At 39.3% G+C, this 6086-nt stretch carries 6 protein-coding genes and 2 pseudogenes; 1 reads left to right on the top strand and 7 read right to left on the bottom strand.

Going from position 1 to position 6086, the window contains the following annotated elements:
- Positions 1–64: 64 nt before the first annotated feature.
- The 6 genes and pseudogenes from rpmI to Xish_RS15555 form a co-directional block, all read right to left on the bottom strand.
- A pseudogene (rpmI, locus tag Xish_RS15570) lies at positions 65–261 on the bottom strand (50S ribosomal protein L35).
- 94 nt (positions 262–355) lie between these two features.
- Positions 356–895, bottom strand: a complete 540-nt coding sequence (gene infC, locus Xish_RS15565) for a translation initiation factor IF-3 (protein WP_099118593.1) — start codon at positions 893–895, stop codon at positions 356–358.
- A 3-nt stretch (positions 896–898) separates the two neighbouring features.
- Complete coding sequence (locus tag Xish_RS19060) at positions 899–1195, bottom strand: His/Gly/Thr/Pro-type tRNA ligase C-terminal domain-containing protein (RefSeq protein WP_244186147.1); 297 nt, start codon at positions 1193–1195, stop codon at positions 899–901.
- Positions 1196–1300: 105 nt separating this feature from the next.
- Positions 1301–1830, bottom strand: a pseudogene (locus Xish_RS19055) (aminoacyl--tRNA ligase-related protein); the annotation flags it as partial.
- Between the two features lie 159 nt (positions 1831–1989).
- Entirely contained in the window at positions 1990–2820 is an 831-nt protein-coding gene (locus tag Xish_RS19050; RefSeq protein ID WP_244186076.1) for a threonine--tRNA ligase, read from the bottom strand.
- 348 nt (positions 2821–3168) lie between these two features.
- Complete coding sequence (locus tag Xish_RS15555) at positions 3169–3420, bottom strand: hypothetical protein (protein ID WP_099118591.1); 252 nt, start codon at positions 3418–3420, stop codon at positions 3169–3171.
- A 285-nt stretch (positions 3421–3705) separates the two neighbouring features.
- Between Xish_RS15555 and Xish_RS15550 the strand changes: the two genes are divergently transcribed.
- Positions 3706–4803, top strand: a complete 1098-nt coding sequence (locus Xish_RS15550; RefSeq protein ID WP_099116261.1) for an ISAs1 family transposase — start codon at positions 3706–3708, stop codon at positions 4801–4803.
- A gap of 251 nt (positions 4804–5054) precedes the next feature.
- On the opposite strand, the gene Xish_RS15540 is transcribed toward Xish_RS15550, so the two are convergent.
- Entirely contained in the window at positions 5055–6059 is a 1005-nt protein-coding gene (locus Xish_RS15540) for a hypothetical protein (protein ID WP_099118606.1), read from the bottom strand.
- Positions 6060–6086: the final 27 nt, after the last annotated feature.

Genomic DNA, 6086 nt, shown 5'->3' with positions numbered 1-6086 from the left:
CACCACGTTTTACGCGAGCCATATACTTCTCCTATCGTCTCTGAGTTCTAATCTAAAAAATTGCTTATGCGTACGGCAGACAAGCAACAACCAGGCCAGATCCCCTTTGGAGACCATGCCTTTTGGACGTAAATGACGTTTACGCTTAGTTGATTTTTTAGTCAGAATGTGACGAAGGTTAGCGTGCTTACGCTTGAAACCACCGCTTGCGGTTTTTTTAAAGCGTTTAGCTGCGCCGCGTACTGTTTTAATCTTTGGCATTTTAATTTCCACTTCGCATTGTTGATTACAACGAACTAGCAAGGCGAATAGACTCCAACCAGAATTGACTGGAGTCTATTACTTGTTTGCCTGACTATTTCTTCTTAGGAGCGAGCACCATGATCATCTGGCGGCCTTCAACCTTCGAAGGGAAGGATTCGACCACAGCCAGTTCACTCAGATCGTCACGGATACGAGTAAGCATCTCAATACCAATCTGTTGGTGTGCCATTTCACGCCCACGGAAACGCAGGGTGATTTTAGCTTTATCGCCATCTTCCAGAAAACGAATCAGGTTGCGTAGTTTGACCTGATAGTCGCCTTCATCTGTACCAGGACGGAATTTAATTTCCTTAACCTGAATAACCTTTTGTTTCTTTTTCTGTTCTTTGACTGATTTACTCTTCTCATAGAGGAACTTGCCGTAATCCATAATACGACAAACCGGCGGTTCGGCATTTGGGCTGATTTCAACTAAATCAACACCAGCTTCCTCAGCTTTCTCAAGAGCTTCTCTCAGACTGACAATACCAATCTGTTCGCCATCTAATCCAGTTAAACGAACTTCAGAGGCGCGAATCTCTTCATTAATGCGATTTGGGCGCGCCGGTTGAATTCTTTTTCCGCCTTTAATACCTTATTCCTCCAATTGACGAAGATTACGACTGCGTATTTCTGTCAGCAGTTTTTCTGTAAACTCGCTGACAACAATGCTACCTAAATCTTTGCCGCGGCGAGTACGAACGGATACTTTTCCTGATTCGACTTCTTTATCACCACAAACAAGCATGTAAGGCACACGACGCAGAGTGTGTTCACGGATTTTAAAACCAATCTTCTCGTTTCTCAAGTCTGCTTTTGCACGAATGCCTGCATCTTGCAATTTTTTAACCAATTCCTGTACATAATCTGACTGGCCATCAGTAATATTCATAACAACGACCTGCTGAGGTGCCAACCATGTTGGGAAAAACCCAGCATACTCTTCTGTCAGGATACCGATAAACCGCTCCAGCGATCCCAGAACCGCGCGGTGAATCATGACAGGAATCTTACGTTCGTTATTTTCACCTACATATGACGCGTTCAAGCGTGCTGGTAGTGAAAAATCGAGTTGCACAGTACCACATTGCCACGCACGATCCAAACAATCATATAGGGTAAATTCAATTTTAGGGCCATAAAATGCCCCTTCGCCCGGCTGGTATTCAAATTCAATACCGTTTCGGGTTAATGCTTCAGCAAGATCAGCTTCTGCTTCATCCACTGTTTTTCCGTACCAATACGCTTTCTGGGCGAGTTGATAATTTAACAACAATCTTCTCAAAGCCAAATGTGCCGTACACATCGTAATCATTTTTATACAACTGCTGACTTCTTGAAGGATTTGATCTTCGGTACAAAAGATATGTGCATCATCTTGAGTAAAGCACGTACACGCATCAAGCCATGTAAAGCACCAGATGGTTCGTTACGATGACAGCTACCAAACTCAGCCATACGTAACGGTAAATCACGATAGGATTTCAATCCTTGGTTAAAAATCTGAACATGACCTGGACAGTTCATCGGTTTTACACAATATTCACGGTTTTCCGATGAAGTTGTGAACATATTCTCTTTATAGTTTTCCCAATGCCTGTTTTTTCCCACAGAATACGGTCCATCATAAATGGCCTTTTACTTCCTGATATTGGTACTCTTTGAGCTTCATGCGGACGAAAGTTTCTAATTCACGGAAATTGTCCAACCATCATTATGCCAAAACGCCATGCCTGGCGCTTCTTCCTGCATATGATATAAATCAAGCTGCTTACCAATTTTACGGTGATCACGTTTTGCTGCTTCTTCCAAACGCTGCAAATAGGCATTAAGTTGTTTCTTATCAGCCCACGCTGTACCATAAATACGCTGCAACATTTTGTTGTCACTATTGCCACGCCAATATGCACCTGCAACTTTTTGCAGTTTGAAGTGATGGCAGAAACGCATGTTAGGAACATGTGGTCCACGGCACATATCAACGTATTCTTCATGGTGATACAGACCTGGACGGTCATCACGACTAATATTTTCGTCCAAAATTTGGATCTTATACTCTTCACCACGAGCCGCAAATATGTCACGCGCTTCTTGCCAGTCAACCCTTTTCTTGATGACATCGTAATCTTTTTTAGCAAGTTCCAGCATACGTTTTTCAAGCAGCTCGATATCTTCCTGCGTCAAAGAGCGCTCTAAATCGACGTCATAGTAGAAACCATTGTCAATAACAGGACCGATAGCCATTTTCGTATCAGGCCACAATTGTTTAATTGCATGACCCAACAAATGTGCACATGAGTGACGGATAATTTCCAGACCTTCTTCATTTTTGCTAGTGATAATAGCAAGATTGGCATCGGTCTCGATTAATTCACAAGCATCAACTAATTCACCATTAACACGGCCAGCGATACATGCTTTTGCCAAACCAGCACCGATATCACGAGCCACATCCATTACGGAAACAGCATGCTCAAATTGACGTTGACTACCATCAGGAAGAGTAATTACAGGCATTTAAAATCCTTATATACAGTGGTGACCCGCACGAAAGATCACTTGCATCAAATCAAACTTATTATTAATCAGCACGTTAGAAACAAATTCTTGCTTCACTCCGCAAGATGTGTACAAATTTAAGGATTCAATTTCAAAAGCATCCGGTACATTTGCCCTAACTCGCCCGACATACTATCACACAGAATGTGCGTTAAAATAGCTCTGTAAGAAGCTATTTTAACTACCTCCGTACAAATATATTATTTAACGTAAATTGGAAACTGCAATAATTAATAAAAAGGCTGTATCTATATATTATGCTAGATATTTTTAATATAGACACAGCCTAATTACAATTAGTTAATGTTAATCAGATGTCATGATTTCATTTTCCCAATAATTACTATGTATCTTTTCATGAGTAACTGAATCAATAATATAATATTCAAAGTAGATCTTTCCTGCCCCTCCGGTCACATATCCTTTCACATCATTAAGTTCTGGTGAATCAATTTTAACAATGACCGTCGACAACTTTCCTCCTGGCTTATCTGGAATATGAGGAGCAACAACTGGAAATACCTTATTAAAATTCTGATTCGCTGATTCAACATACATTCTTAAATATATTTCTTTACCCCAGAGAGGATAAGAGAGATCATCTTCATCATTAGTACATAAAATTTTTACATATAACTGACATCCACTTACAGCATAATTAGATACATCTCTTTGAGTAATATCCTCATGGTTTGGTTTTTCTTCATCATCAGACAGGGTGAGATCTCATATATTTAGTAAGGCTATTTAGGTTAAATAAAGACCAGAATATAACTTCTTATAGCTCTTTCTCTCATTAAAACGATAAGATCACGCTATTCCATAAAAATAGCGATCGTAATAATGAGTATTTTTAACTTTATCAGTAAGATCGATGACCCGCGTTCTGATATCAATAAAAAGCATGAGTTAATGGATGTGATTTTTTTGGCTTTTGCAGCCGTGTTATGCGGGGCTTCTGGCTGGAAAGCGATTCAAGAGTTTGGTGAGATACAAATTGAGTGGCTTAAAAAATATACGCGCTTTACTCATGGCATTCCTCGTCGTCACTGTATTGCTAATATTATCAAAATGATAGAGCAGGATGCACTGGTTGAAGCCTTTTATGACTGGATCAACCAGCGCCGGGTCAAGGCAGGGAGAAGCCTTATCGCTATTGACGGAAAAACGATGAGAGGCACTTGCAAAGGCACCCTGTTTGAAGCCCTCCATGTGGTCAGTGCTTATGATGTCGAGTCCGGTGTTGCCCTATATCATCGGGTCGCAGAAAGTAAAGGGAAAGAAGGCCCAGTCGCAAGGCAACTCATTGAATTATTGGCGCTTGATGGGGCTGTAGTCACGATGGATGCCCTGCATTGTCAGAAAGAAACCCTTGAGTTAATTACCCAACGAGGCGGCGATTTTATTGTGGGTGTCAAAGGTAATCAAAAAAGTCTGGCTGAGTTTGTTAAATCCCATTTTGCTGCACATTATGAAAGTCATGAACTTGTTGAATTTACAGAAAAAAGCAGTGGTCATGGACGAGAGGAGTTCCGTCATGTTATGCAAATTAGTGCGACGTTGTCAGAAGAATTTCAGGCAAAATGGCCTTCAATACAATCGGTTATCGAAGTGGTCAGTGAACGAAGTGTGAAAGGCCACCCCCCTCACCGTGATTCACGCTGGTATGTCAGTTCACTCCCTTTAGATGCGGAGCTAGCGGCCACGGCAATAAGAAAGCATTGGTCGGTGGAAAATGAGCTGCACTGGGTTTTGGACGTCACTTTTCGGGAAGATGCAATCTCGCTGAAAGATCCTGATGGGGCGGCACAAATGGCCCTTTTTAATCGAATTGCATTAAATGTGATTAAACAAAATACCAGTATAAAGGACAGTCAGGCCGCTAAACGCCGAAGAGCAATGTGGTCAGCGGAATTCCGTAGTCAGCTTATATTTGATTAAACTTAATACAAAGTGGAATCCCGCCCTGGCATCATCAGAGTGTTCAAGTTTAGTATCTTGCTTTATATCAGCAAAACTTGAGAAAATCACAGGCATATTATATGTTCTTTTGACACTATCATTAGGCGTGGTGAGTTCACTTCCTATATATGTAACATCTCGAACATCTGAATACATGCTATTACCAAAATCCGGTGCTATTATATAATAAAGCATTGAGTCTTTCCCAGATGGGAAAATGTCTCTTCGGATCAAAAATGTATAATTATAATCTTCTGAATCCATACCCCCAAAACATCGGAAATCTTTTGGACTGGAAATATTAACCCTTCTGGATCAAAAGAACCATCTTTCTTTTTTTTGTTGAAAAATAGAATATTATCTGTCCTGGATGCATTAGGATAGGAATCAATCTCTGCTTCAAAAAATTGGCGTCCATCGCCTTCTAATGAATCTCCTTCTAGCTCAGGGATATCTGGCGGATTAAGTGAGTCTTCATTGCTGGGTGGGATAACAGAAATCATATATATGCGCCCAGAATGATATTCAGCAACTCCTTCAACTTGACTGATTAAATCCATAATAGCAGGTGTATCCATAACTGGATAAACACGGAAATTTACTTTTCCATCCTTATCACTATTAATAATTATTTGAGTTTTACCCTCATATTTCGTTGGTTTGATAATTTGGTGTTTTTGACCTACTCCATCAGGTTTGGAAGTAATTATGATGTTTCTTTCTATATCCTCATTAATCTCAGAATAAATATTGATGGGAGTATTTTTAAGTAATTGACCATTAGCATCAAATAATATCGTATCATAACTTATATAATGTTCCTCATTATCATCTATATCGTTGTTATTTGGTGTCGCACAAATACTTTTATTTTTCTTCAATTGGATTGAACTTTTAACCAAATCCCTTGCATAATATTTTATTACCTTATCAATACCTGTGAGTGTAAAATGTATTTCTTCTCCCGCCGTTATTGAACCGCTTCCTTTAACAGTACATGAAATAACCATATTATATGATTTACTATTTTGTTGGGTATTAATTTTTTTAATTATCTTTATACTTTCAAAACCCTTAGAATCCTTTATTTCTATATTAAGGGATTGAGATATTTTTCCTTTTGGTATTCCTATATCAAGGTAAAATTTTTGACCAATAATAATGTCAGCACCATTTTTAACAGATAAATTTAAATCATTATCTGACAAAATCAGATCTTTATCACCTTCCAACATATTTCACCTCTTTTATAATTCTTTATT

The sequence above is a fragment of the Xenorhabdus ishibashii genome (assembly GCF_002632755.1).
Lineage (GTDB): Bacteria > Pseudomonadota > Gammaproteobacteria > Enterobacterales > Enterobacteriaceae > Xenorhabdus > Xenorhabdus ishibashii.
This window is presented reverse-complemented; position numbering and strand designations above follow the sequence as displayed.

Coding starts and splice junctions, on each gene's coding strand:
- Xish_RS15540 (WP_099118606.1), bottom strand. CDS start 6,059: ATGTTGGAAGGTGATAAAGATCTGATTTTGTCAGATAATGATTTAAAT.
- Xish_RS19050 (WP_244186076.1), bottom strand. CDS start 2,820: ATGCCTGTAATTACTCTTCCTGATGGTAGTCAACGTCAATTTGAGCAT.
- Xish_RS15550 (WP_099116261.1), top strand. CDS start 3,706: ATGAGTATTTTTAACTTTATCAGTAAGATCGATGACCCGCGTTCTGAT.
- Xish_RS19060 (WP_244186147.1), bottom strand. CDS start 1,195: ATGAATATTACTGATGGCCAGTCAGATTATGTACAGGAATTGGTTAAA.
- Xish_RS15555 (WP_099118591.1), bottom strand. CDS start 3,420: ATGTATGTTGAATCAGCGAATCAGAATTTTAATAAGGTATTTCCAGTT.